Consider the following 20895-nt stretch of genomic DNA (forward strand, 5'->3'; position numbering starts at 1 on the left):
CACCCGAGACCTTTAAACCGTCACAAAGCGCTGGGTAATTTGCCGAGATTGCCCGCAAGCAAATCGCTACACTGCGCGGGTAGCGCGTGCCGGATGCACGCGCAGGCCATCTATAAACAGCGTGATAGCAGGAGAGTGACGTGCTGAAAAAACTGGGGATCAAAGGTCGCGTCATGTTGTTGACCTTGTTGCCGACCAGCCTGATGGCCTTGGTTCTGGGCGGCTATTTCACCTGGATGCAACAGTCCGATCTGCAAACCCAACTTCTGCAACGCGGCGAAATGATCGCCGAACAACTGGCACCTTTGGTCGCCCCGGCCATGGGCCACAAGAATGACGACCTGCTGGAACGCATCGCGACCCAGTCACTGGAGCAACCGGACGTGCGCGCCGTGTCGTTCCTGGCGCCGGACCGCACGCAACTGGCGCACGCCGGCCCGCTGATGCTCAACCAGCCGCCCACCGGCGACAGCACTCACATGTTGCAACGCACCGGCAGCGACGCCACCCGTTACCTGTTGCCGGTGTTCGGCAAACATCGCAACCTGGCCGGCGAGCTGATCCCTGATGAGTCCGATCGTTTGCTGGGCTGGGTCGAACTGGAACTCTCCCACAATGGCATGTTGCTGCGCGGTTACCGCAGCCTGTTCGCCAGCGTGCTGTTAATCGCCGCAGGTCTGGCCGGCACTGCGCTGCTGGCATTGCGTATGGGGCGCACCATCAATTCACCGCTCAACCTGATAAAACAGGCCGTGGCGCAACTCAAGGACGGTCATCTCGAAACCCGCCTGCCACCGCTCGGCAGCCAGGAGCTGGACGAGTTGGCCTCGGGTATCAACCGCATGGCCAGCACCCTGCAAAATGCCCAGGAAGAATTGCAGCACAGCATCGATCAAGCCACCGAAGACGTCCGGCAGAATCTGGAAACCATCGAGATCCAGAACATCGAGCTGGACCTGGCGCGCAAGGAAGCCCTGGAGGCGAGCCGGATCAAGTCCGAGTTCCTCGCCAACATGAGCCACGAGATTCGCACGCCGCTCAACGGCATCCTCGGTTTCACCCATTTGCTGCAAAAAAGCGAACTGACGCCGCGTCAGCTCGACTACCTGGGCACCATCGAAAAATCCGCCGACAGCCTGCTGGGGATCATCAACGAGATTCTCGACTTCTCGAAAATCGAGGCCGGCAAACTGGTACTCGACAGCATTCCGTTCAACCTGCGCGATCTGCTCCAGGACACCCTGACCATCCTCGCCCCGGCCGCCCACGCCAAACAGCTCGAACTGGTCAGCCTGGTGTACCGCGACACCCCGCTGTCACTGGTTGGCGACCCGCTGCGGCTCAAGCAGATCCTCACCAACCTTGTGAGTAACGCGATCAAGTTCACCCGCGAAGGCACCATCGTCGCCCGCGCCATGCTTGAAGAAGAACACGAAGACAGCGTGCAACTGCGCATCAGCATTCAGGACACCGGCATCGGCCTGTCGAATCAGGACGTGCGTGCGTTGTTTCAGGCCTTCAGCCAGGCCGACAACTCGTTGTCGCGGCAACCGGGCGGTACAGGTCTGGGACTGGTGATTTCCAAGCGATTGATCGAGCAGATGGGCGGCGAGATTGGCGTCGACAGCACGCCGGGAGAAGGCTCGGAATTCTGGGTCAGCCTGAGCCTGCCGAAAACCCGCGACGACGCCGAAGACCTGCCCTCGCCGCCGTTGCTCGGGCGCCGCGTTGCGGTGCTGGAAAACCACGAGCTGGCACGTCAGGCCTTGCAGCATCAACTGGAAGACTGTGGTCTTGAAGTGACCCCGTTCAACACCCTCGAAAGCCTGACCAATGGCGTCACCGGCGCGCACCAGACCGAGCAGGCAATCGACCTTGCCGTGCTCGGCATCACCTCCAACGACATGCCGCCGGAGCGGCTGAATCAGCATATCTGGGACCTCGAACACCTGGGTTGCAAAGTGCTGGTGCTGTGCCCGACCACCGAGCAGACGCTGTTCCATCTCTCGGTGCCCAACCCTCACAGCCAGTTGCAGGCCAAACCGGCCTGCACCCGCAAGTTGCGCCGCGCGCTGGCGGACCTGGTCAACCCGCGTCAGTTACGCAATGAACCGGGCGAACCAATTTCCAGCCGCGCGCCCAAAGTGCTCTGCGTCGACGACAACCCCGCCAATCTGCTGCTGGTGCAAACACTGCTCGAAGACATGGGTGCCAAGGTACTGGCAGTCGAAAGCGGTTACGCAGCGGTCAAGGCCGTGCAGACCGAAGCCTTCGATCTGGTGCTGATGGACGTGCAGATGCCGGGTATGGACGGACGACAGAGCACCGAAGCGATTCGCCAATGGGAAAGCGAACGGCATTGCACGCCGCTGCCGATCGTCGCCCTCACCGCACACGCCATGGCCAACGAAAAACGCGCCTTGCTGCAAAGCGGCATGGACGATTACCTGACCAAACCGATCAGCGAACGCCAACTGGCGCAGGTGGTGTTGAAGTGGACCGGGCTGGCCCTGCGTAACCACGGTCCGGAGCGGGCCGACGTTTATGGCAACAACAGCGACCTGCTGGTGCTCGATCCCGATGAAGGCCTGCGCCTGGCGGCCGGCAAAGCCGACTTGGCGGCCGACATGCTGGCGATGTTGCTGGCCTCACTGGAAGCTGATCGCGAGGCGATTCGCGTCGCTCGTGAAAGCAATGACCAGAATGCCCTGATCGAACGGGTCCACCGCCTGCACGGGGCGACACGCTATTGCGGCGTTCCGCAGTTGCGTGCGGCCTGTCAGCGCAGTGAAACCCTGCTCAAGCAACAAGACCCCAAAGCCATCGTGGCACTGGAAGAGCTTGAGCGGGCGATCAACCGCCTGGCCTCGCAAGCGCGTATTGGCGCTTGACCCAGCGCAATGGCGCGGCAGGCGTTGAGGGTTAAACTCAACGCACTCAAGCACAAGGACGACGCCATGCGCACAATTCTCTTCAGCAGCCAGACGTACGACCGCGAGAGTTTTCTCGCAGCCAAAGTGCCCGCCGGTATCGAGTTGCACTTCCAGCCCGCGCGCCTGAGTCTGGACACGGCGGCGCTGGCCGAGCGGCATGAAGTGGTCTGCGCCTTTATCAATGACGACCTGAGTGCGCCGGTGCTTGAACGACTGGCCGCTGGCGGTACGCGCCTGATAGCTCTGCGCTCGGCCGGTTACAACCACGTTGACCTGGCTTGCGCGAAACGCCTGGGTTTGAGCATCGTCCGCGTACCGGCCTACTCGCCCCACGCCGTGGCCGAGCACGCGGTGGCGTTGATCCTGGCACTGAACCGACGCCTTTACCGCGCCTACAACCGGACCCGCGAAGGCGATTTCAGCCTGCACGGGCTGACGGGTTTCGACCTGTTCGGCAAGACCGTCGGCGTGGTCGGCACCGGCCAGATCGGCGCCGCCTTCGCGAAAATCATGGCCGGGTTTGGCTGCAAGCTGCTGGCCTATGACCCTTACCCTAATCCTCACGTCCAGGCCCTCGGTGTCCGTTATCTGCCATTGCCGGAGCTGTTGGCCGAGGCGCAGATCATCAGCCTGCACTGCCCGCTGACCTCCGAGAGCAAACACCTGATCAACAGCCAGTCGCTGGCGCATCTGCAACCCGGCACCATGCTGATCAACACCGGGCGTGGCGGGCTCGTCGACACGCCTGCGCTGATCGGTGCACTGAAAAGCGGTCAGCTAGGGTATTTGGGGCTGGATGTCTATGAAGAAGAAGCACAGCTGTTCTTCGAGGATCGCTCCGATCTGCCGTTGCAGGACGATGTGTTGGCGCGGCTGTTGACCTTCCCCAACGTGATCGTCACCGCGCACCAGGCTTTCCTGACCCATGAAGCGTTGGCCGCAATCGCCACGACCACCTTGCAGAACATCACCGATTGGGCCGCTGGCACACCGCACAATCAGGTCGAAAACTGATTTGGCCTGATCGAAGGTCGCAACCATGGACCATGCCTGATTCTTTCGCGTGCTAGCATACCGCGCATATTTGGAGGACCCATGGTCGAACACGATTTCCGCTACAGCCTGATGAACCCGCAACACACCTTGACCGAATGCCGCGCGTTGACGCCGGGGCGTTATCAAGTCACCGGCAACGGCGGCTCGATCCGCGCCGACGACGTGTTGTTGGTCACCCTCAAAGGCAGCAAGGACTTGTCCATGCGCCTGACCGTTGAAAACGTTCGTCACCTGCTCAAGCCCATGGGCCAATGGGTGGCGGTGGCCAGTGGTCCGGTGTTTGGTGAACTGGCGATCCACAACTGGCAAGTGAACTGCGACAGCTGCGCCAAAGAGCTTAAATTCGAGTTCGCGGTCGACGCCAAGCTGGGCAACAAGGCCGAAAAACCGGCCGCCACTGCACGGATTGCCGAACTGGGCTGGACCACCGCCCTCGAGAAGCACCTGTGCCCGAAATGCCAGGAGCCCGCGTAATGAAACACCTTGTTCTGGCCGCGATGGTGGGTGTTGGCCTGTTGGGTTGCGCCGCTGAACCGGTGCAATTGCAACAGGATCGCAGCTATGTTCTGGAGTGGATCGGCGAACGTCCGCTGATTGACTACAGCCATCTGACCATCACCTTGGGTGAGGACGGTCGGGCTTATGGCAATGGTGGCTGCAACCACTGGTTCGCGCCCTACACTCTGGACGGCGACAAGCTGAGTTTCGGTAAAGTCGGCAGCACCCGCAAAATGTGCGCCCCGGCCTTGATGGAACAGGAAAAACGCTTCCTGCAAGTGCTGGAAACCGTGCAACGCTGGGACATCTCGCCAATCGAGCAAATGCGCTTCTGGCCTGCTGAAGGCAAGCCGCTGCGCTGGTGGCTTGAAGAGGGTTAACCCCCCTCGGCGAACACCGTTCCTGTGGGAGCGAGCCTGCTCGCGATGACGGCATTACATTCAACATCAATGTTGACTGACCCAACGCTATCGCGAGCAGGCTCGCTCCCACAGGGATTGCCCATAACTGAATGGCATTGGGGCTTGCCCCCCTCGCCACAGGTGGGCGCTCGGCCCGCCGTCAGTTCTTCGCCTGCAACGCCGCAAGCTTCGCCATCACCCCCGCCGCCGTCTGCTCTCCCATCAACTGCTCACGCACCTTGCCCTTGTCATCGATGATGTAGGTCACTGGCAGCGCCTCGCTATGCGGCAATTCGAAGCGGTCCGCCGGATCCTGTGCCAGCACGGTGAACTTGATCCCGAGTTTTTCACTGGCGCTCTTGAGGTCTTCGCCCTGCACGTTGTCGAAGTTCACCCCGAACACGTTGACTTTCTGACCCTTCAGTTGATCGGCCAAGGCGTTGAGCTCAGGTATCTCGGTACGACACGGGCCACACCACTCGGCCCAGTAATTGAGCACAAACCATTGGCCGTCCAGGCGCCCGGACGCCACTTTCTGTCCCAGTTGATCGGTGCCGTAGTCATAGCCACAGCCGCCAAGCAGCAAGGTTGCGAAGAGGGCCAATGCTGCTGTCAGTCGCCTTGTCATGGGGTCATCCTTACTCAAAAAAATAGGTTCTGCTGCGACCCATCGCCTCCCAAGGTTCAGGACTGCTCGCTGCACAGGTAGAATAGCCGCCACCTTACGCAAGATGCGAACCGCACATGACCGATCTGACGCTTTATCACAACCCGCGCTGCTCGAAATCCCGCGGTGCGCTGGAACTGCTGGAGGCCCGTGGCCTGACGCCTGCCGTAGTCCGCTATCTGGAAACCCCGTTGAACGCCGCGCAGCTGCAAAGCCTGCTGGGCAAGCTCGGCATCAGTGCCCGCCAACTGCTGCGCACTGGCGAAGACGAATACAAAACCCTGAACCTGGCCGACAACAGCCTGAGCGAAGCGCAATTGATCGCCGCCATCGCCGAACATCCAAAGCTCATGGAGCGACCGATTCTTGAAGTCGGCGACAAAGCCATCATCGGCCGTCCGATAGAGATCATGCTGGAGATTCTGCCGTGAGTGCGCCGTACATTCTGGTTCTGTATTACAGCCGCAGCGGCTCGACCAATGAAATGGCCCGACAGATTGCCCGTGGCGTGGAACAGGCCGGGATGGAAGCGCGCCTGCGGACGGTGCCGGCAATCTCCAGCGAATGCGAGGCGGTGTCACCAGACATTCCCGACGAAGGCGCGCTCTACGCCAGCCTCGACGACCTGAAAAACTGCGCGGGCCTGGCCCTCGGCAGCCCGACCCGTTTCGGCAACATGGCGGCGCCGCTGAAGTACTTCCTCGATGGCACCAGCAACCTGTGGCTGACCGGCGCTCTGGTGGGCAAACCGGCCGGGGTCTTCACCTCGACGGCCAGCCTGCACGGCGGCCAGGAAACCACCTTGCTGTCGATGATGCTGCCCTTGCTGCACCACGGCATGCTGATCACCGGCCTGCCCTACAGCGAATCGGCACTGCTCGAAACTCGCGGTGGCGGCACACCTTACGGCGCCAGCCATCACGCCGGCGCTGACGGCAAAAGCGGCTTGAACGAGCATGAAGTCGCGCTGTGCCGGGCCTTGGGCCTGCGTCTGGCGAAAACCGCCCTGAAACTGGAGCGCTAACGTGGCCAAAAAGCCGAAGATTCTGCCCTCCATCGAATGGCTCGAACCGCGAGTTCGGGCGATGCGCGCCATCAGCCTGCTGTGCTACTTCGGTTTGGTGGGATTGCTCTGCGCCTACTACCTGGTGATCGCCGACCTGCATGGTGCCCGACCGTGGGTCATCCTGCTGATTGAACTGGTGCCCTTGTTGTTGCTGGCACCGGGCATGATCAGCGGCAGCGCGCGCGGGCATTCATGGATGTGCTTTGTGGTGAACCTGTATTTCATCAAAGGCGCGATTGCCGCGTTCGACCCGAATCGACAGGTGTTTGGTCTGCTGGAGATGGTCGCAAGCCTGGCGGTGTTCTGTTCGGCGCTGCTGTATGTGCGCTGGCGGTTTCAGCTCAATCGCAAGCTGGCCGGCGAAGGCGAGATCTCTGTCGCCTAAGTGAAAAAGATCGCAGCCTTCGGCAGCTCCTACAGAGATGGTGTGCGTAGGAGCTGCCGAAGGCTGCGATCTTTTGGGATCACCTCGGTCTCAATGATTCACTGTGTAAGCCAGCATCATCGAAATCTGGCACATCGGCCGGCCGCTCTCGGCGTGCCACTGGTTGAAGGCGTTCTGCACCGTCGCCAGATCCCGTAGGCTGGTCGGTACCTTGTCGATGATCTCTTGCGCATTCAGTGCCGCGACTACGTCATAACTCGGCACGAACGTGTCCTTGCCGATCATCCGCAGAAACCGCGGTGCCGACAACCCGCCCAGCTGATGCCCGTGTTTGGCGAGGTACTTCCACAGGCCAACGATGTCGGTCACCGGCCACTCGGCGATCAATTCGCCGAAGCTGCCCTTCTCTTTCGCCACGTCCAGCACGAACTGCGCATTGCGCGGCACGCTCTTGAGCTTGCCCAGGTGGCGGATGATCCGTGTGTCCTGCATCAGTCGCTCAAGGTGCTCGGCGCCCATCAGCACGACCTTTTCCGGATCGAACCTGAAGAACACTTCTTCGAACGCCGGCCATTTGGCGTCCACCAGACTGTGCTTGAGGCCTGCGCGAAACACCCGCAACGCCAGGGTCGACAGGTAGCGATCGTCACTGATCTTGCGCAGTTGTGCCGGGGTCTTGGGCACGGGCAGATGGGCTTCCAGTTCGGCTGCCGAACCAAAACGGTTCAGACAGTATTCATGCAGCCACTTGTAATCGCGCATGCCCTCTCCTGAGGATTGAATTGAAAACGGCCTGCCATAAGAACCTGTGGGAGCAAGCTCGCTCCCACATTTTGTTCAGAGGTTGACGACGTTGACGAAACGCGACGCAGCAGTTTCGTCGATGCGCAGGTTGGTGAAGTCGAACAGGTTTCGGTCCGCCAACTGCGACGGGATGACGTTCTGCAAACCACGGAAAATGCTTTCGGTGCGGCCCGGGGTCTTGCGTTCCCAGTCCTGAAGCATGTCCTTGACCACCTGACGTTGCAGGTTTTCCTGAGAACCGCAGAGGTTGCACGGGATGATCGGGAACTGCTTGAAGTCCGAGTAAGCCTGAATGTCTTTCTCATTGCAGTAGGCCAGCGGGCGGATCACTACGTTACGGCCGTCGTCGGCGCGCAACTTCGGCGGCATGGCCTTGAGCGAACCGTTGTAGAACATATTCAGGAAGAACGTCTCGACGATGTCGTCGCGGTGATGACCGAGGGCCATTTTGGTCGCGCCGATTTCGTCGGCGAAGGTGTAGAGCGTGCCGCGACGCAGGCGTGAGCACAGCGAGCACGTGGTCTTGCCTTCCGGTATCAGCTCCTTGACCACCGAGTAGGTGTCCTTTTCGACGATGTGGTATTCCACGCCCAACCCTTTCAGGTAGGCCGGCAGCACATGCTCAGGGAAACCCGGCTGCTTCTGGTCCATGTTCACCGCGACGATCTCGAACTTGATCGGCGCCACCTTCTGCAAATGCATCAGCACATCGAGCATGGTGTAGCTGTCCTTACCGCCGGACAGGCAGACCATGACCTTGTCGCCCTCTTCGATCATGTTGTAATCGGCAACGGCTTCACCGGCCAGCCGGCGTAGACGTTTTTGCAGTTTGTTCTGATTGACCGTAAGAGTGCCCATGGCGCTTGAAATCCGCGAGGTGTGACGAAAAGCCGACATTTTACGCAAAAACACAGACCGGGCGAAGAGCTGAACAGATCTCAAGACACAACCGCAATTAAGGCCCGGGTTTACAGCGCGATTTGCTCTAAAGCCCTCCACCTGTGACAGCCAGTACTTCCTATACTGCGACATAAGGTCGCACGCTTTTCAGACCTCTACTTACTTGGCCGCTGGCCCGTAGGCGCTCCGCTGGGGGGCGATAGCAATCACGCAGGAGTGACTGACTATGATCCATCACGTCGTGGGGCTTTTTACCCACCCTGATCAAGAATGGAAAGAAATTCGTGGCGACCAAGAGGAAAGTATCAGCCACATGTACCTCACCCACACGCTGATTCTGGCGGCAATACCGGCTATTTCGGCGTTTATCGGCACCACTCGGGTCGGCTGGGTCATCGGTAGCCGTGCGCCGGTCATGCTGACCCAGGAAAGCGCGTTGTGGATGACCATCATGTCGTACCTGGCGATGCTCGGCGGGGTTGCGGTGATGGGTGCGTTCGTTCACTGGATGGCCCGCACCTATGACGCCAGCCCAAGCCTTGCACGCTGTGTCGCGTTTGCCACCTACACCGCCACGCCACTGTTCATCGGCGGTCTGGCGGCGCTGTATCCGCACATGTGGCTGGGCATGGTCGTCGGCACTGCAGCCATCTGCTACACCGTGTACCTGCTGTATGTGGGGCTGCCGACCTTCATGAACATTCCGTCTGATGAGGGTTTTCTATTCTCAAGTTCAGTGCTCGCAGTAGGGCTGGTGGTGCTGGTTGCAATCATGGCATTCACCGTCATTGTCTGGGGCCTGGGCGTTGGCCCGGTCTACACCAACTAATAAAAGGGGCAATTGAAGCCTGAAACTCGAGCCGCTGAAGCGAGCCAAGGACGCCGCCAACAAAACAAACAAGGATCTGTCAACACAGGCCGCCGCAAGGCGGCCTTCTAACTTCTGAATTGTGCGACGACCATTCGGCGCCTGAGCGATTCGCAATGAACAGGGTTTGCAGCATACTCGACGCCTCTGGAGATCCGTTAAGCATGCCTCAGCAACTCAATACCCGCGTCGAAGACTGTTTCCAACAAGCCGAATCCTTTTTCAAACGATCCTTCAAACGCCCGGTGGTCAGCCTCAAGTTGCGCGGCCAGAAGGCCGGCGTTGCGCACCTGCATGAAAATCTGCTGCGCTTCAATCCGCAGTTGTACCGGGAAAACGCCGAAGACTTCCTCAAGCAGACCGTGGCCCACGAAGTCGCGCACCTGATTGCCCACCAGCTATTTGGCGAACGCATCCAGCCGCACGGCGAAGAATGGCAATTGATCATGCGCGGGGTTTACGAACTGCCGCCCAATCGTTGCCACACCTATGCAATCAAACGCCGCAGCGTGACCCGCTATATCTACCGTTGTCCCTGCGCCAACAGCGATTTCCCGTTCTCGGCCCAGCGTCATAGCCTGGTGCGACAAGGGCGACGGTATTTGTGTCGGCGTTGCCGCAGCACCTTGGTCTTCAGTGGGGAAATGCGGGTCGAGTAGTGAGATTTCCGGTGTTCATTCGGACGCCATCGCGAGCAAGCTCGCTCCCACAAGGATGGCGATAAACCTGTGGGAGCGGGCTTGCTCGCGAAGAGGCCCTCAAAAACCCTACAAAACCACCTTGTTACGCCGCAATTCCTCGATGCGCTGAGCGCTGTACCCCAACTCACCCAACACCTGATCGGTATGTTCACCCAACGCCGCGCCGATATGTCGTGGCTCGGGCAACCCGTCTGAAAACTTCAAGGGACAGGCCATCTGCGCCTGCGTGGTACCGTCGTTGCGCGGCACCTGGGTCACCAGCTCACGAGCCCTCAACTGCGGGTGCTCGACCGCTTCGGCCAGGCTCAACACCGGCTCAACGCACGCATCGAGCCCGGCAAACAGTTTGCAGAGCTCGGCAAAGTCATGTTTTTCGAACTCGATCTGAAACGCCAGCTTGAGCGCCTTTTGCTGCTCGGGACTGGGCGACAAACCCAGTACTGCCAGCTCCGGCTGCCCCAGCGCCGTGCACAGCGGCTGCATGAAATCCGGTTCCAGGCTGCCCACTGACATCCAGCGACCATCGCGGGTGCGGTAATAGTCGTAGAAGCTACCGCCATTGAGCATTTGATCTTCGCGCCCCGGCGTCACACCGCAGGCCAGAAACCCCGCGCCGGCCATGGCGTTCAGGCTGAATGCGCAGTCGGTCATGCTCACGTCCAGGTGTTGCCCCTGGCCACTGTGCTGACGGGCAATCACCGCCGCCAGCAGACCGATCACCCCATGCAGCGAACCGCCGGCAATGTCCGCGACCTGAATGCCCAACGGCAACGGCCCGCTGTCCTCGCGTCCGGTGTAGCTGGCCTGACCTGCCAGCGCCAGATAATTGATATCGTGACCGGCGCGGTCCTTGTAGGGGCCCGTCTGGCCGTAACCGGTGATCGACACGTAGATCAGCCGTGGATTGATCGCCTTCAGGGCCTCATAACCCAGCCCCAGACGCTCCATCACCCCAGGGCGAAACTGCTCAAGGAGGATGTCGTGGTCTTGCAGCAGTTGTTTGACCACCTCTAGCGCTGCTGGCTGCTTGAGGTCCAGCGCCAGACTGCGCTTGTTGCGATTGAGGTAGGCGTGGCTGGCAGAAGTGCCCTGATCATGGGGCGGCAGGATCCGCAGCAGGTCCATGCGGGTCGGCGATTCGATGCGCAACACCTCAGCACCCATGTCCGCCAGTAACAGCGAGGCAAACGGCCCCGGCAACAGTGTCGAGAAATCCAGAACCTTGAGTGATGCCAATGGCCCGAGCATGTGCGTTCTCCTTAGGCGATACCTCAAGCCTAGGCAGCCGATGGCCTGGCGGCAATCACCTTAACCATCAGCCGGACTGACCTTTGCGCTCAAACCGCTGACAATAAAAAACCCGCCGAAGCGGGTTTCTTATCAACTCGATGAATTACTTCACCGAAGTCGGGGTTTGGCCTTCAGCCACCTGCAGATCGTCTTCGCCATGGGTGTTGGTGATTGAGCGACCACCGGAAGCCAGTTCCGTATGCATCTGGTCGACATCCAGCTCCTTGACCCACTTGGCCACGACCAGAGTCGCAACCGCGTTACCCACCAGGTTGGTCAGGGCGCGGGCTTCGGACATGAAGCGGTCGATCCCCAGGATCAGCGCCAGGCCGGCAACCGGCAGGTGACCGACCGCCGACAGCGTGGCGGCCAGCACGATGAAGCCGCTACCGGTCACACCGGCGGCGCCTTTGGAAGACAACAGCAGCACGATCAGCAAGGTGATCTGGTGCATGATGTCCATGTGGGTGTCGGTCGCCTGAGCGATGAACACCGCGGCCATGGTCAGGTAGATGGCAGTGCCGTCCAGGTTGAACGAGTAACCGGTCGGGATCACCAGACCCACAACGGATTTCTTCGCGCCCAGACGCTCCATCTTGATCAGCATGCGTGGCAGTACCGACTCCGAAGACGAAGTACCCAACACGATCAGCAGCTCTTCACGGATGTAGCGGATCACTTTCAGCACGCTGAAACCGTGAGCGCGAGCGATGCTACCCAGCACGACCAGAACGAACAACAGGCAAGTGATGTAGAAGCACGCCATCAACTGGCCCAGTTGCACCAGCGAGCCGACGCCGTAGGCACCGATGGTGAAGGCCATGGCGCCCAGGGCACCGATTGGCGCGAGCTTCATGATCATGTTGATGATGTTGAACATGACGTGGGCGAAGCGATCGATGAAGTCCAGGATCGGCTTTCCGTAGGCACCCAGGCGATGCAGGGCGAAACCGAAGATCACCGAGAACATCAGCACTTGCAGGATATCGCCGTTGGCGAACGCGCCGACGATGGTGGTCGGGATGACGTTCAGGAGGAAACCAACGACGCTTTGATCCGCACCGGCAGCGACATAGGCCGCCACCTTGGAGGCATCCAGGGTGCTGACATCGATGTGCATGCCGTTACCTGGCTGCACGATGTTGACCACCACCAGACCCACCAGCAATGCGAGGGTCGAAACGATTTCGAAATACAGCAGCGCGTAGCCACCGGTTTTGCCAACCGACTTCATGTTCTGCATGCCCGCGATACCGCTGACGACGGTGCAGAAAATGATCGGTGCGATGATCATTTTGATCAGTTTGATGAACCCATCACCCAGCGGTTTAAGCGCCACAGCGGTCTGCGGGTAGAAATGACCGATCAGAATGCCGATAGCGATGGCAACGATCACCTGGAGATACAGGGATTTGTACAGTGGCTGACGAGTCGTCATTGCAAAGTTCCTCAAGAGCACCGCGCTGCAATCATCCATCTGACGCAGACGACACCTAAAGTGCGAACCCTCCTGCACTGGAGGGATTTGTTTTGTCGAGCTGCGCGCTGGCAGACCTCTCGCCCTTATCGCAAAGCCCGTGCCACCTTGCCAAAATCGCCCAAAAGCCTTTTGCCATCAGGGCTGCCGGATTTTCTTCACCCCTTGACCAGCCGACCGAAGTGGCGGATTCCCGCCCATCAACCGACTCTCGTCCTGCAATTTGGCGGATATCCGCCTTGTCCCGCCACCAGGCCGTGGCTAAGATCCGCCACTCAATGGACGGACAGACCCCAATGCGCGAACGTACCATCGCCAGTCATTTTGCTCGTGCGGCCCTCGGTGGCGCGCGCCGACGCGGCTATGACTATTCGGGCCTGCTGCAACAGTTGGGGATCAGCGCCGAATGGCTCGACGAGCCCCGCGCAAGGATCGCGCCTGAACAGTTCACCAGCCTGCTGCAAGGGCTCTGGCAAGCACTGGATGATGAATACCTGGGCTTTGCCCGCGGCCCAAGCAAACGCGGCACCTTCGCCATGATGTGCCATGCCTTGATTCACTGCCGCACCCTCGAGAAAGCACTCAGTCGCGGCTTATTATTTTATAGCCTATTCCCCGACGCTCCGCGCCTGACCCTGACCCGCGAGGGCGAAATGGTCCGCTTGAGCCTGGATGATTTACAGCTGTGGGACCCGGATCACTTTTTCAGCGAATGTCAGTTGGTGATCTGGCATCGACTGGGCAGTTGGCTGATCGGTCAGCGCATTCGTTTGGAACAGGCCTGTTTCAGCTACCCGAAACCCGAGCACGCTGCCGAGTACGACTTGTTGTTCCCCTGCCCGATGGTGTTCTCGGCCGAACACAGCAGCCTGCTGTTCCACAGCCGTTACCTGCATATGCCGTTGCTGCAGGACGAACGAACCCTCAAACATTTCCTCGAACGCTCACCCGCCGATCTGCTGTCGCGCCCGGATGACGGCGATAGCCTCAGCAGCCAGCTGCGGCGCCTGCTCAGTCGCGACAGTGCACGCTGGCCAGACCTGGAAGCAGTCGCTGCGCACCTGCACATCAGCCCGCAGACCTTGCGTCGGCACTTGCGTGAAGAGGGTTCGAGTTTTCAGGAATTGAAAGACCAGCTGCGCCGCGACATCGCGATTTATCACCTGAGCCGTGCCGATCTGTCGTTGCAACAGATCGCCGAACAGCTGGGCTTTTCCGAACCGTCGGCGTTTCACCGGGCGTTCAAGAAGTGGACTGGATTGACGCCAGGCGCTTATCGGGCGCAGGAGAATTAGGATCAAAAGATCGCAGCCTTCGGCAGCTCCTACGGGTGAACACAAATCCCGCGTAGGAGCTGCCGAAGGCTGCGATCTTTTCAGCCACACCGTCATTCTCAAGCTGCCGGGAAATGAATCCGGAACGCCGCACCACCCAAGGCTGAATCCCCCAGGGTCAACTGTGCGCCGTAGCTCTCTATGATGTCCTTGACCACCGCCAGGCCGATGCCCTGCCCCGGGTGCTGGCGGTCCAGACGTTCGCCGCGCTGGAGAATCCGCGCACGCTGATCCGGCGGCACGCCCGGGCCGTCATCTTCGACGCACAACTCAACGCCACTCATGGTTTGCCGCAGGCTGATGCGCACTTCACTCAGGCACAGGCGATAGGCGTTTTCCAGCAAGTTGCCGAGCATTTCCAGCAAGGCGCCCTGCTCGATCGGCACGTAACACGGGTCAGGCAGGTCGAAGGAGGTTCGTACCTGCTTGTCGCGATAGACCTTGTCCAGCGTATCGCAAAGGCTTTGCAGCACCGGCCGCAATCGCACCTGGTGGCGTACCAGACCGCTTTTACGCAAGCTCGCGCGCTGCAACTGATAGCTGATCTGCTGACTCATGCGCTCGATCTGTGATTGCAGCACCCACGCCTGCTCACGACTTTCCGGCCGCTGAGCCATGTCTTCACTGACCCCTTGCAAGACCGCCAACGGGGTTTTCAGGCTGTGGGCCAGGTCATCCAGAGAGTCGCGGTAGCGACTGCGCTGTTCACGCTCGCTGCGCAGCAAACGGTTCAGGGAGCCCGTCAGGCGCAACAGTTCGCGGGGGTGTTCCTCGCTGAGGCTTTCAAGGGCGCCGCTCTCGATCTGGTCCAGTTCCTGGCTCAAGCGTTTCAATGCCTGCAAGCCCCAGGTCAGGCCGATCCACAGCAGCGACAGCAGCACCAGCAACGCGGCGCCAAAACCCAGATAAAGTTTTTCCCGCAGGCCGTCGAGTGTCTGCTCGTACTCACGCACCGGCTGCAGCGCGACGATACTGAACGCGGCATTTTTACCGCCGAGCAGTTTGACCTCTACGTCATAGACGAAAAATTCCTGGCCGTTGGCCTCACGTATCCGTGCGAACTGATTGCCGTATCCGTCGTAACGCGGTTTGTAGTTGATGTCCTCTTCCTTAGTCGCCCGCGAGCGCCAGACCAGATGACCTTCGCGGTCATAGATGTAGCCCAGCAAGCGACTGTCGGTGAGATTGAAGCGCTCATCCGGCATCTGCGAGGGCATCACCAAGCGATTGTTTTCAACCCGCGCTGCGGAAATCAGCGTGGTGACATCCGAGGCCAGGCGCTGCTGGATCGAGTCCTGCAACGCCAGGCTGAACGCGCCCTGCATGGCCGGCAACAACGCCAGCATGAACAACACCGCCAACGTCGTAGCCGCGAGCATCAGGCGCAGGCGCAGCGAACGAATCACCGGCAGCGCTCATTGAACAGGTAGCCCAGACCACGCACAGTATCGATCGGTTTGAAACCAGCCTTGCCTTCAAGCTTGCGCCGCAGACGGCCGACCAGCACTTCGATCACGTTCGGATCGCGCTCGTCGTCATCCGGGTAGAGCTGTTCCATCAAACGGTCCTTGGCGACCACCTGTTGGTGATGACGCATCAGGTACTCGAGGATCCGATACTCATAAGCGGTCAACGCCAACGGCTGCTCGTCGAGGGTTGCTTGCTTGCGATTGAGGTCCAGCAACAAGGGGCCGGCAATGATCGTCGACTGGGTAAAACCGCTGGAACGGCGCAGCAAGGCATTCAGGCGCGCGTCCAGCTCTTCGAACTGGAACGGCTTGACCACGTAATCGTCGGCGCCGGCGGCGAGGCCTTCGACCTTGTCCTGCCAGTTGCCGCGCGCAGTCAGAATCAGAATCGGAAAGGTCTTGCCTTGCGCACGCAGCTGGCGAATCAGGTCCAGCCCACCCATGCCCGGCAGACCGAGGTCGATCACCGCCAGGTCATGGTTGAATTGCCCAGTCTGGTACAAGGCCTCTTCGGCGTTCGCCACGGACTCGACCACATGGCCATTGTCGGTCAGGCGGGTTTGCAGGTGATGACGCAGCAGCGCCTCGTCTTCGACGACCAGCAGTTTCATAACGCTCTCCCGGGCAAAATCAACGTCTCCACAGGTACCTCGCACCTCGATTGCTAATACACCAGTAACGGTAACCCGGTTCAACCAAGGTGTTTGGCGAAACCTGTTGCATCATCCTGGCCAACCCTGACGAAGTAACCGATACCACAGTTGTGGCTGTAGGTTAACCACAACCCGCTGAACTCGGACTGAACAGGATCGACTAGGCTGTCTGCACATCTTTTAAAGGAGCATCAACCATGCGCGTATTTATCGCACTCGTTTTACTGGCCTTGAGCGGCCTTAGCCAGGCCGCAATCAAGACTCAGGAGATCCCTTACAAGAGTGCCGACGGGACTGAAATGATCGGCTATTACGCCTACGACGACAGCATTCAGGGAGCTCGTCCGGGCGTGGTGGTGGTGCATGAGTTCTGGGGCCTGAACGACTACGCCAAGCGCCGGGCCCGTGACCTCGCCGGGCTGGGCTACAGCGCGCTGGCCATCGATATGTATGGCGAAGGTAAAAACACCGAGCACCCGAATGACGCCATGGCGTTCATGGAAGCGGCGCTTAAAAACAGCGCGACAGCCAGTGCCCGCTTCAATGCCGGGCTTGATCTGCTCAAAAAACAACCGCAGACCGACCCGAAAAAACTCGCGGCCATCGGCTACTGCTTCGGCGGCAAGATCGTCCTCGATGCGGCCCGCCAAGGGGCACCGCTGGCGGGTGTGGTAAGTTTCCACGGCGCATTGGCGACCAGCACTCCGGCGACACCCGGCAGCGTCAAGGCCAAGCTGCTGGTGGAACACGGCGCCCTGGACAGCATGGTCACTGCGGACCAAGTGGCAGCGTTCAAAGCCGAGATGGACAAGGCCGGCGCCGACTATAAGTTCGTCAGCCTGAAAGGTGCCAAGCATGGTTTCAGCAACCCGGACGCGGATCGCCTGAGCCACGGCGAGCACGGCGGCCCGGACATCAGCTACAACAAAGCCGCCGATCAAAGCTCGTGGGCGGATATGAAAGCATTCTTCAAGAAGATATTTGGCTGATAATTGGCCCAGACCAACGTAGGAGCTGCCGCAGGCTGCGATCTTTTCAGTAGATCAAAAGATCGCAGCCTGCGGCAGCTCCTACGATGTGTAGGGTTAATCGAGGCTATCCAGCTCTTGGTCAACCCGGCAAAATGCCGGGATGAACCCGCGCCCCGCTCTTCCCGCCTGCTGCACGCCGCTCGACGCCCACTGGCCGTTGCCTGATGTGCTGCCCGACACCGTGCTGCTCAGCACCCATTTCGATCCGTCATTGCTGGCGTTCGACGACTTCCAGCGCAGCACGATCGAACCGCCCCCCAGCATCCAGCGCTCGGTCGCCAAACGTCAGGCCGAGTTTCTCGCCGGACGGGTGTGCGCCCGGGCCGCCTTGCAACAACTGGAAGGTCTGGACTGCATTCCGGCGATTGGCGAGGATCGCGCCCCCGTATGGCCGGCGCATATCTGTGGTTCGATCACCCACAGCACCGGCCGGGCCGCCGCCATCGTTGCGCGCAAGACCCATTGGCGCGGCTTGGGCATGGACCTGGAAAACCTGCTTGACACCGAACGTGCCGAGCGTCTGGCCGGGGAGATCCTGACCCCGCCCGAGCTCGAACGCATGGCCGCTGGCCCTCGCGAGCAGCTGGCGCTGTGGGTGACCCTGACGTTCTCGGTCAAGGAAAGCCTGTTCAAGGCGCTCTACCCCATCGTGCAAAAACGCTTCTATTTCGAACATGCCGAGGTGCTGGAATGGACCGACAGCGGGCATGTGCGCCTGCGTTTGTTGACCGACCTCTCCAGCGAATGGCACTACGGCACGGAACTGGACGCGCAGTTCGGGCTGCACGATGAGCATTTGTTGAGCCTGGTCAGCATCAAGGCCTGAAGAGTTTCAGTGCCTGTTCGGCCGTCATCGCGAGCAAGCTCGCTCCCACATTATTGGATATGTGATGTGTCGCAATTGCGTGTACACATCCAGACCCTGTGGGAGCGAGCTTGCTCGCGATGAGGCCCTTACAGACAGCAAGGATCTCAAGGTTTCTCCTGATTCCTGGGCCAGCTCAGACTGAAACACGCGCCACCGAGGTTTTTACTCTTGCTGATCAACGCTCGGCCGCCATGCCAGTGAACGATCCGGCGCACGATAGACAACCCCAGACCGTGCCCGCCGGACGCTCGGGTGCGGCTGTCATCCAGACGCAAAAACGGCGTGAAGATCTTTTCCCAGGCACTTTCCGGTACGCCCGGGCCATCGTCTTCAACGTCGACACGACAACGCTGCTGCCCCACCTGATAACTGATCGACACCTGGGACTGGGCATGACGCATGGCGTTGCTCACCAGATTCTGCAACGCCCGATGCAGGTAACGTGGCTCGGCCTCGACCCAGGCGTCATCGCAATCGGCAGCCGACAGACACTGGCCGCGTTGAACCGTCACATTGGCGCGTAATGGCGCCAGTTCGCTGATCACCTGATTGACCAAGGCATCGAGGTCGACGCGCTGGAAGTTCAGCGCTGGCGAACCCTGTTCCAGCCGCGCGTACGTGAGCATTTCGTCCACCAGGCCATCGAGGTCCTGGATATCGTGATCCATGCCCTCCAGGTATTTATCCCGCGCCTGTGGCGTGCTCGCCGTGCTGATCATCTCCAGGCCAAAACGCAACCGCGCAACGGGCGTGCGCAGTTCATGGGACACCGCGCGCACCAGTTCACGCTGAATCGCCAGCAATTGCTGCAAGTGCTCGGCCATGCCGTTGAACGCCGCCGCCAACCGCCCCACCGAGTCCGCACCACGGGCCGGCACGCGGGTTTCCAGGCTGCCTTTGGCGATCCGCGTGGCGGCTGACTCCAGCCCCCTCAAGCGACGTTCCAACTGGCGCACCAGCAAATAGACGATCAACCCGATCAGGCTCAGGCCCAGCGCCGCAATCAACACCAACCACTCCGGCGGGTACGGGTTCATCTGATACAGCGGGCCGATCTCCAGCACCCAAGGCGTACCGACCATCCCGGCAAACACCCGGATCGAATCGCCGCCCTTGCCGAGCGCCATCACCGTGTCGCCTTCAGAGACCCGACGGCTCTGGTCCTCGTCCATGTCCGCCTGATCGACCGTAATCAGTTGCAGATCGAAACCGAAACCTTTGTCCTTCTTTAGCGCCTCGAGACGCTTGGGTTGCTCGGCCACCGGATAGCGCACCAGCTCATCGGCCAACAGATAAATCGTCGCCCGTGCCAGTTGCTCGCTGATCTGTTGCACTTCCCCCGTCAGAACAAGCTGTTCTTTATCGCTGACCAACCGGTAGACCTTCGCCGCGTGCGGGCCGGTCTGTTCGACCAATGCCTGGCCGTGCAGCACCCGTGTGCGCTGGCTCAGGTCGAGGTCGGTCTGGGCGAAGGTTTGCAAGGTCAAGGGAATGCCGAGCAAACGCTCCCACACCAGCAACGCACGATGACGCTCGGTCTCGTTCATCGGTTGCAGATTGTCGGCCATCAAGGAAAACGTGCCATGGGCCAGGCGTTCGCGGTATTGCTCGCTGCGCACCTGATTGAGCAGGTGCAAGGCCAGCACGCCGAGCACCGCCACCAGAATCAGCGCGGCGCACATACCGCCATAAATGCGCAGGAAGATCGAGTTCACAGGGGCTGATCTACGCAGGCTTCAGGAACGAACAGGTAACCCTTGCTGCGAATGGTCTTGATCAGCCGCGGATGGATCGGGTCATCGCCGATCTTCGGCCGGATCCGCGAAATGCGTACATCGATCGAGCGATCCTGACCGTCGTAGCCGATGCCGCGTAGCGCGGTGAAAATTTCTTCGCGGGACAGAATCCGCCCGGCGTTGGCCACCAGCAGCCAGAGCAGATCGAACTCGGCACTGGTCAACTCGATACCCGTGTCATGCAGCCAAGCCTCACGCAGGGCGTTGTCGACGACCAGCGGACCGAACTGCAAACGACGGAGTTTTTCCGGCGCAGCAGGCTCTGGTGCTTCGCTACGTCGCAGCAAGGCCTGAATTCGCGCCAGCAGCAAGCGCGGGCGCACCGGTTTACACACGTAGTCGTCGGCGCCCATGTCCAGGCCCTGGATCTGGTCCATGTCGTCAGTGCGTGCGGTGAGCATCAGGATCGGCCCGTCGTAGCGATCACGAACCTTGCGGCAAATCGTCAGGCCGTCTTCACCGGGGAGCATCAGGTCAAGGATCACCATGTCCGGTTGCTCGGTGATAATCCGCGCCGCCGCCAGCGCTCCATTACCTTCGATGGTGACCCGTAGACCGTTGCTTTCCAGGTACTCACGAGTCAACTCGGCCAGGCGCTGGTCATCCTCGACAATCAATACTTGCCAGGCTTCTTGCTCCACGGGTGACCTCTTTGCCGAACACTATTAAGGAAGGATCCACTCGTCTTTTTGTAATGA

21 protein-coding genes are annotated in these 20895 nt (G+C 60.2%); 12 read left to right on the forward strand and 9 right to left on the reverse strand.

The window, feature by feature from the left end; genetic code table 11:
- Positions 1–140: 140 nt before the first annotated feature.
- From AC1RPZ_RS21410 to AC1RPZ_RS21425, 4 genes are all read left to right on the forward strand, one after another.
- Positions 141–2891, forward strand: coding sequence for a response regulator (locus AC1RPZ_RS21410; RefSeq protein WP_493139197.1), 2751 nt, complete (start codon positions 141–143; stop codon positions 2889–2891).
- Between the two features lie 66 nt (positions 2892–2957).
- Positions 2958–3947: a 2-hydroxyacid dehydrogenase gene (locus AC1RPZ_RS21415; RefSeq protein WP_493139198.1), complete on the forward strand. Its 990-nt coding sequence runs from the start codon at positions 2958–2960 to the stop codon at positions 3945–3947.
- 81 nt (positions 3948–4028) lie between these two features.
- The gene (locus AC1RPZ_RS21420; RefSeq protein ID WP_493139200.1) at positions 4029–4463 is read left to right on the forward strand and encodes a hypothetical protein; all 435 of its coding nucleotides are present in this window, start codon (positions 4029–4031) and stop codon (positions 4461–4463) included.
- Entirely contained in the window at positions 4463–4867 is a 405-nt protein-coding gene (locus AC1RPZ_RS21425) for an META domain-containing protein (RefSeq protein WP_493139203.1), read from the forward strand. Before AC1RPZ_RS21420 ends, AC1RPZ_RS21425 begins: the two co-directional genes overlap by 1 nt.
- Before the next feature lie 181 nt (positions 4868–5048).
- Here AC1RPZ_RS21425 and AC1RPZ_RS21430 read toward each other — a convergent pair whose 3' ends face one another.
- Positions 5049–5516 carry a TlpA disulfide reductase family protein gene (locus tag AC1RPZ_RS21430; RefSeq protein ID WP_493139206.1) on the reverse strand — a complete coding sequence of 156 codons (468 nt, stop codon included), beginning with the start codon at positions 5514–5516 and terminating at the stop codon, positions 5049–5051.
- 116 nt (positions 5517–5632) lie between these two features.
- Here AC1RPZ_RS21430 and arsC point away from each other — a divergent pair, with 116 nt between their 5' ends.
- The 3 genes from arsC to AC1RPZ_RS21445 are packed head-to-tail and all read left to right on the forward strand — an operon-like array spanning position 5633 to position 7006.
- Positions 5633–5986 (forward strand): arsenate reductase (glutaredoxin), encoded by a 354-nt coding sequence (arsC, locus tag AC1RPZ_RS21435; protein WP_493139207.1) that lies wholly within the window; start codon positions 5633–5635, stop codon positions 5984–5986.
- The gene (wrbA, locus tag AC1RPZ_RS21440) at positions 5983–6579 is read left to right on the forward strand and encodes an NAD(P)H:quinone oxidoreductase (RefSeq protein ID WP_019693120.1); all 597 of its coding nucleotides are present in this window, start codon (positions 5983–5985) and stop codon (positions 6577–6579) included. Before arsC ends, wrbA begins: the two co-directional genes overlap by 4 nt.
- Position 6580: 1 nt before the next feature.
- Positions 6581–7006, forward strand: a complete 426-nt coding sequence (locus tag AC1RPZ_RS21445) for a DUF2069 domain-containing protein (protein ID WP_493139209.1) — start codon at positions 6581–6583, stop codon at positions 7004–7006.
- A gap of 90 nt (positions 7007–7096) precedes the next feature.
- On the opposite strand, the gene AC1RPZ_RS21450 is transcribed toward AC1RPZ_RS21445, so the two are convergent.
- Entirely contained in the window at positions 7097–7768 is a 672-nt protein-coding gene (locus AC1RPZ_RS21450; protein ID WP_123426818.1) for a DNA-3-methyladenine glycosylase I, read from the reverse strand.
- A gap of 75 nt (positions 7769–7843) precedes the next feature.
- On the reverse strand, positions 7844–8668 hold the full coding sequence (gene ttcA / locus AC1RPZ_RS21455; protein ID WP_493139210.1) for a tRNA 2-thiocytidine(32) synthetase TtcA: 825 nt from the start codon (positions 8666–8668) through the stop codon (positions 7844–7846).
- A gap of 268 nt (positions 8669–8936) precedes the next feature.
- Here ttcA and AC1RPZ_RS21460 point away from each other — a divergent pair, with 268 nt between their 5' ends.
- Positions 8937–9539: a Yip1 family protein gene (locus tag AC1RPZ_RS21460; protein WP_401123712.1), complete on the forward strand. Its 603-nt coding sequence runs from the start codon at positions 8937–8939 to the stop codon at positions 9537–9539.
- 203 nt (positions 9540–9742) lie between these two features.
- Positions 9743–10237 (forward strand): SprT family zinc-dependent metalloprotease, encoded by a 495-nt coding sequence (locus AC1RPZ_RS21465; protein WP_493139211.1) that lies wholly within the window; start codon positions 9743–9745, stop codon positions 10235–10237.
- A gap of 108 nt (positions 10238–10345) precedes the next feature.
- Here AC1RPZ_RS21465 and AC1RPZ_RS21470 read toward each other — a convergent pair whose 3' ends face one another.
- Together AC1RPZ_RS21470 and AC1RPZ_RS21475 are read right to left on the reverse strand one after the other, a co-directional pair.
- Entirely contained in the window at positions 10346–11527 is a 1182-nt protein-coding gene (locus AC1RPZ_RS21470) for a CaiB/BaiF CoA transferase family protein (protein ID WP_493139213.1), read from the reverse strand.
- 145 nt (positions 11528–11672) lie between these two features.
- Complete coding sequence (locus AC1RPZ_RS21475) at positions 11673–13007, reverse strand: dicarboxylate/amino acid:cation symporter (protein WP_493139214.1); 1335 nt, start codon at positions 13005–13007, stop codon at positions 11673–11675.
- 335 nt (positions 13008–13342) lie between these two features.
- Between AC1RPZ_RS21475 and AC1RPZ_RS21480 the strand changes: the two genes are divergently transcribed.
- On the forward strand, positions 13343–14341 hold the full coding sequence (locus AC1RPZ_RS21480; RefSeq protein ID WP_493139216.1) for an AraC family transcriptional regulator: 999 nt from the start codon (positions 13343–13345) through the stop codon (positions 14339–14341).
- Between the two features lie 98 nt (positions 14342–14439).
- Here AC1RPZ_RS21480 and AC1RPZ_RS21485 read toward each other — a convergent pair whose 3' ends face one another.
- Both AC1RPZ_RS21485 and AC1RPZ_RS21490 read right to left on the reverse strand, forming a co-directional pair.
- Complete coding sequence (locus AC1RPZ_RS21485; protein WP_493139218.1) at positions 14440–15786, reverse strand: ATP-binding protein; 1347 nt, start codon at positions 15784–15786, stop codon at positions 14440–14442.
- A complete protein-coding gene (locus tag AC1RPZ_RS21490; RefSeq protein WP_493139220.1) occupies positions 15783–16460 on the reverse strand; it encodes a response regulator in 678 nt (225 codons plus the stop codon). The genes AC1RPZ_RS21485 and AC1RPZ_RS21490 overlap by 4 nt, the downstream gene beginning before the upstream one ends.
- 239 nt (positions 16461–16699) lie before the next feature.
- On the opposite strand from AC1RPZ_RS21490, the gene AC1RPZ_RS21495 reads away from it, so the two are divergent.
- Together AC1RPZ_RS21495 and AC1RPZ_RS21500 are read left to right on the forward strand one after the other, a co-directional pair.
- On the forward strand, positions 16700–17491 hold the full coding sequence (locus AC1RPZ_RS21495) for a dienelactone hydrolase family protein (protein ID WP_493139222.1): 792 nt from the start codon (positions 16700–16702) through the stop codon (positions 17489–17491).
- A gap of 142 nt (positions 17492–17633) precedes the next feature.
- Positions 17634–18359: a 4'-phosphopantetheinyl transferase family protein gene (locus tag AC1RPZ_RS21500; RefSeq protein WP_493139225.1), complete on the forward strand. Its 726-nt coding sequence runs from the start codon at positions 17634–17636 to the stop codon at positions 18357–18359.
- 146 nt (positions 18360–18505) lie between these two features.
- Here AC1RPZ_RS21500 and AC1RPZ_RS21505 read toward each other — a convergent pair whose 3' ends face one another.
- Together AC1RPZ_RS21505 and AC1RPZ_RS21510 are read right to left on the reverse strand one after the other, a co-directional pair.
- Positions 18506–20116 carry an ATP-binding protein gene (locus AC1RPZ_RS21505; RefSeq protein WP_493139227.1) on the reverse strand — a complete coding sequence of 537 codons (1611 nt, stop codon included), beginning with the start codon at positions 20114–20116 and terminating at the stop codon, positions 18506–18508.
- Positions 20113–20838, reverse strand: coding sequence for a response regulator (locus AC1RPZ_RS21510; protein ID WP_493139228.1), 726 nt, complete (start codon positions 20836–20838; stop codon positions 20113–20115). Before AC1RPZ_RS21510 ends, AC1RPZ_RS21505 begins: the two co-directional genes overlap by 4 nt.
- Between the last annotated feature and the right edge of the window lie 57 nt (positions 20839–20895).

Source organism: Pseudomonas sp. GW822-FHT02D10, from assembly GCF_058802345.1.